Source organism: Streptomyces sp. SID1328 (assembly GCF_009865595.1).
In the GTDB taxonomy this organism is placed as follows: Bacteria; Actinomycetota; Actinomycetes; order Streptomycetales; family Streptomycetaceae; genus Streptomyces; species Streptomyces griseoluteus.
In genome coordinates, this window is the sequence record NZ_WWKH01000206.1 from 1 (window position 1) to 4,660 (window position 4,660).

General features: G+C 70.3%; 3 protein-coding genes. 2 read left to right on the forward strand and 1 reads right to left on the reverse strand.

Going from position 1 to position 4,660, the window contains the following annotated elements; genetic code table 11:
- Positions 1 to 603: 603 nt before the first annotated feature.
- Positions 604 to 2,247, forward strand: a complete 1,644-nt coding sequence (locus GT030_RS06105; protein WP_161200200.1) for a DUF4157 domain-containing protein — start codon at positions 604 to 606, stop codon at positions 2,245 to 2,247.
- A 174-nt stretch (positions 2,248 to 2,421) separates the two neighbouring features.
- Here GT030_RS06105 and GT030_RS06110 read toward each other — a convergent pair whose 3' ends face one another.
- A complete protein-coding gene (locus GT030_RS06110) occupies positions 2,422 to 3,183 on the reverse strand; it encodes a phosphoglyceromutase (RefSeq protein ID WP_161200201.1) in 762 nt (253 codons plus the stop codon).
- Positions 3,184 to 3,322: 139 nt separating this feature from the next.
- Between GT030_RS06110 and GT030_RS06115 the strand changes: the two genes are divergently transcribed.
- Complete coding sequence (locus tag GT030_RS06115; RefSeq protein ID WP_161200202.1) at positions 3,323 to 4,597, forward strand: MFS transporter; 1,275 nt, start codon at positions 3,323 to 3,325, stop codon at positions 4,595 to 4,597.
- Positions 4,598 to 4,660: the final 63 nt, after the last annotated feature.

The following is a 4,660-nucleotide window of genomic DNA, read 5'->3' on the forward strand; positions in this document are numbered from 1 at the left end:
TCAGGCCGGTACTGAATCCAGTACCGGCCTGAGCTGCTGTTACGGCTGTCGGGGTGGCGGGACTTGAAGCCACGACCTCTTCGTCCCGAACTCTCGGCGGGCAGGTCATTTATGGTTCTCGGGCTGCTCAATCAGCCGTGGACGGCTTTTGAAGTGCAGCCTCGGTTGCTGAGGTTGCTGTACTTCCGTGCTGTACAGCTTCGGCCTTCTGACGGGCGCCTGCGAGGTTGTTGCGGCAGGCCAGGGTGTTGGGGTGGTCCTCGCCCAGCACCCGGATGCTGTCGGTGAGGGTCAACTAGGGGTACGGACCTGTCGGAACATCACTTTTGTCGGTGGACCTGGGAGGACGGAAGGCCGGCCCCGTCCCGGGCCATGTCCGGGACATCGGCCCTGCCGGCTCAGGTACGCGCGCCTGACCGTGGTGGTTCCCGCCGACCGCGCCCGAGTGGTTCGTCCACACCCTGCTGCCAGGCCGCTTGTACGGAAGTGCCGCAGGAGACCGTCGCAGGGACCCCCGAGCTCTGCCCTAACGTACCTTCCGCCGCGCCCTGGCCGTCGGGTTGAGTGGAACGTCGCCGACGATCCCAGGAGGGGCGGAGCCCGATGCGCGAGCGGAAGAACGAGGAAGCCACGGGGGCCAAGGTTGGCCGGGAGGCGAGGCACGCGCCCGCCGAGGCCGGGCACCCACGGTCCAGGCTCCTCGCCCTCCAGGGCACCGTGGGCAACGCGGCGGTCGTCCAGATGCTCCGCCGGGCCGGCCACGGCCTGGAAGAGGAGGAGCACCGGCACGGGGGCGGCTGCGCCCACGAGGGCTTCAAGGACCCCGCCGTCCAGCGCTCCTCCGTCCACGACGTCGTGCGCAGCCCCGGCCGACCCCTGGACCAGGCCACCCGTACGGACATGGAGTCCCGCCTCGGCGCCGATTTCTCCGACGTACGCATCCACACCGGCAGCGCCGCGAACGCCTCCGCCGCCGAGGTCGGCGCGCGTGCCTACACCTCCGGCAACCACGTCGTCCTCGCTGCGGGCGGGGGCGACGCGCACACCCTCGCCCACGAGCTCACCCACGTCATCCAGCAGCGCCAGGGACCGGTCAGCGGTACCGACAACGGCAACGGGCTGAGGGTCTCCGACCCCTCTGACCGCTTCGAGCGCGAGGCCGAGGCCAACGCCCGCGCGGTGATGAGCCGTCCGGCCCCCCGGGCAACCTCCGGCGTGCAGCGTTCGGACGGTCCCGAGACCGGGACGGCCGATGCGGCAAAGGCGCCCGTGCAGCGCACCCTCGCGGCGGGCCTCCCAAAGGGGACCCAGGTCGTCAAGCACACGGACGAGGGGGACGTCGAGGGGCAGACGATCCTCAGTTTCGGCTTTGGGTCCTATCTGATCTCCGCGGGCGCGGACGGCAAGAAGCCCCGGGCGTCCCTCAAGGACAAGTCGTGGGGGACGGTCGAGGGGCGGGAGGCGTCCCGCACGGAGTACGAAGCGGCTCGCGCCGCGGAGTTGGACCCGGCGGTCCTCGCGGCCAAGCAGAAGCAGAAGGACCTCGACCTCGGCGAGAACTACCTCAGCGCCGACTACCGCCGGATCAACCCGCTCCTCGCGGCCCTCGGGCAGGTCGGCTTCACCCCCGGCGAGATCGCCGCCCCCGGCTTCTCCTACAAGTCGAAGGACAGCGAGGTGCTCGACGCGTGGCGCAGTGTCGCCATGGCGCGGGGGTACGCAGACGAGCAGACCACAGAGGCGTGGGACGAGAAGCACCTCGCGGACACCTTCGACATGTTCGCCCGGATCAACGGCGTGTGGGACGACTTCGCGACGCCCCGCGCGAACGAGGAAGGCAACGTGGTGCGGGGCGACAGCAAGCACATGTACGAGTCGTTCGGCGGCATCCTCAAGCAGCAGGAGAACCACCCGGACGGTGGCTACGTCTCGGTCGACCAGACGATCGAGTGGCCGGCGATCCTGTCGACCACGTACGGCGATCCGTTGACCCACACGTACGTGGCCGGCAAGGAGATCGTCTGGGAGTTCGGCCTCCCGGAGGACCACCGGGGAAGGGCGCTCGGCAGGAACAACCAGTCCGAGGAGGAGATGACCTTCCCCATCGGCACCAAGATCCACATCCGCCGGATCCTCGTGCGGAGCGGCGATTTCCGGCAGGAGCAGTCGGCGAAATACGGCGAGAGCGCGACCGTGATCGTTTTCGCCGACATCCTGGCGGGCCAGGGACCGACTCGAGGGGACTAACCTCGCGCATCTGATGCCGTCGAGTCAGGAGCGCACCCGCAAGGCCGTGGCCGCCGTCTTCGACCCGGCCCGGGCCGCTCCGTCCGGCACCTGACGGCCCAGAGACGGCCCAGCAGCACCGAAAAGCCCCCTCCCGGCGGAGAACCCGCAGGCAGGGGGCTTGATCGTGGGCGCTTACTTCTTCTTGCCCTGGTTCTTAACCGCCTCGATCGCGGCCTTCGCCGCCTCGGGGTCGAGGTACTTGCCGCCGGGGGTGACCGGCTTGAAGTCGGCGTCGAGCTCGTAGTACAGCGGGATGCCCGTCGGGATGTTCAGGCCCGCGATGTCGTCGTCCGAGATGCCGTCGAGGTGCTTGACGAGGGCGCGGAGGCTGTTGCCGTGGGCGGCGACGAGGACCGTCTTGCCGTCGATGAGGTCGGGGACGATGTCGTCGTACCAGTAGGGGAGCATGCGGACGACGACGTCCTTGAGGCACTCCGTCTGGGGGCGCAGCTCCGGCGGGAGGTCCGCGTAGCGGGCGTCGTTGAACTGGGAGTACTCCGCGTCGCGGGGCAGCGGCGGCGGCGGGGTGTCGTAGGAGCGGCGCCAGAGCATGAACTGCTCCTCGCCGAACTCGGCCAGCGTCTCCGCCTTGTTCTTGCCCTGCAGGGCGCCGTAGTGGCGCTCGTTCAGGCGCCAGCTCCGGTTCACCGGAATCCAGAGGCGGTCCGCGGCCTCCAGCGAGAGCTGGGCCGTGCGGATCGCGCGCTTCTGGAGGGACGTGTGGACCACGTCGGGCAGGAGATCGGCGTCCTTCAGCAGCTCGCCACCGCGTACCGCCTCCTTCTCGCCCTTCTCGTTGAGGTTGACGTCCACCCAGCCGGTGAACAGGTTCTTCGCGTTCCACTCGCTCTCGCCGTGGCGGAGGAGGATCAGCTTGTACGGTGCGTCGGCCATGACTCAGAGCGTAATCCACCCCCAAGACGGGTCGCCGCGCCGCCGACGGTTGACGGCTTCTGTTAATTGAGTGGCCTCCGACAACCCCGCCCGAGTAAGTTCCAATCACCGCACGCGCCACTTACCGGGGGGTCCCGTCATGTCCACCGCCGCACCGGGCCGGCTCATCGCCGCCGCCCGGTCCTCCGTCTCCGGGCTCCCCCGCGCCTTCTGGTGGCTGTGGGCCAGCACGCTGGTCAACCGGCTCGGCGCGTTCGTCGCCACCTTCATGGCGCTCTATCTCACCCTCGACCGCGGCTACTCCGCCTCCTTCGCGGGCCTCGTCGCCGCCCTGCACGGACTCGGCGGGGTCGTCTCCTCGCTCGGCGCCGGGGTGATGGCGGACCGGCTCGGCCGACGGCCCACCCTGCTGATCGCGCAGGTCGGCACCGCGATCTCCGTCGCGCTGCTCGGCTTCATGCACGACCCCGTCGCCATCGCGGCCGTCGCCTTCCTGGTCGGCGCCGCCAACAACGCGTCCCGGCCCGCCGTGCAGGCGATGATGGCGGACATCGTGCGGCCCGAGGACCGTGTACGGGCGTTCTCGCTGAACTACTGGGCGTTGAACCTCGGCTTCGCGGTCTCCTCCGTCGCCGCCGGTTTCATCGCCGAGTTCAGCTATCTCGCCGGGTTCCTCATCGAGGCCGGGATGACGCTGGCCTGCGCGGTCCTCGTCTTCCTCAAGCTGCCCGAGTCCCGGCCCGCGCCCGTCGCCAAGGAGTCCGGGGAGCCGAGGACCGGCCTCGGTACGGTGCTGCGCGACCGGCGCTACATGGCGGTCGTGGGTCTGTCCTTCCTCGTCGCCCTCCTCTTCATGCAGGGCTCGGTCGGCCTGCCGGTCGCGATGGGTCAGGCCGGGTTCTCCCCCGCCGACTACGGCACCGCCATCGCCGTCAACGGCGTCCTGATCGTGGCCCTCCAGATCCCGGTCACCCGCTTCATCGAGCACCGCGACCCGCGCCGCCTGCTGGTCGTCTCCTCGCTGCTCGCGGGCTACGGCTTCGGGCTCACCGTCTTCGCCGGCTCGCTGGGCGTCTTCGCGCTCACCGTCTGCGTGTGGACCCTCGCGGAGATCGTCAACGCGCCGACCCAGACCGGCCTCGTCGTCCGCCTCTCCCCGGTCCACGGCCGCGGCCGCTACCAGGGCGTCTACAGCCTCTCCTGGTCCGTCGCCGCCCTGGTCGCCCCGCTGATGTCCGGCACGGTCATCGACCACCTCGGCGCCAAGTGGCTCTGGGGCGCGTGCGCGGTCATCGGCACGGTGGCGGGCCTGGGGTACGCGGTGCTGATGCGGGGGTTGCCGGCGGAGGAGGCGGAGGTGGCGGGCACGCCGGCTTCGGCGGAGACCCGGCCCGCCGTGGAGAAGGCGGCCTGACCCGCGGGGGCCGGTAGCGCGGCTCGCGGATGCGCCGCGCTGCTGCTGCGGGCTCGGGCAGCG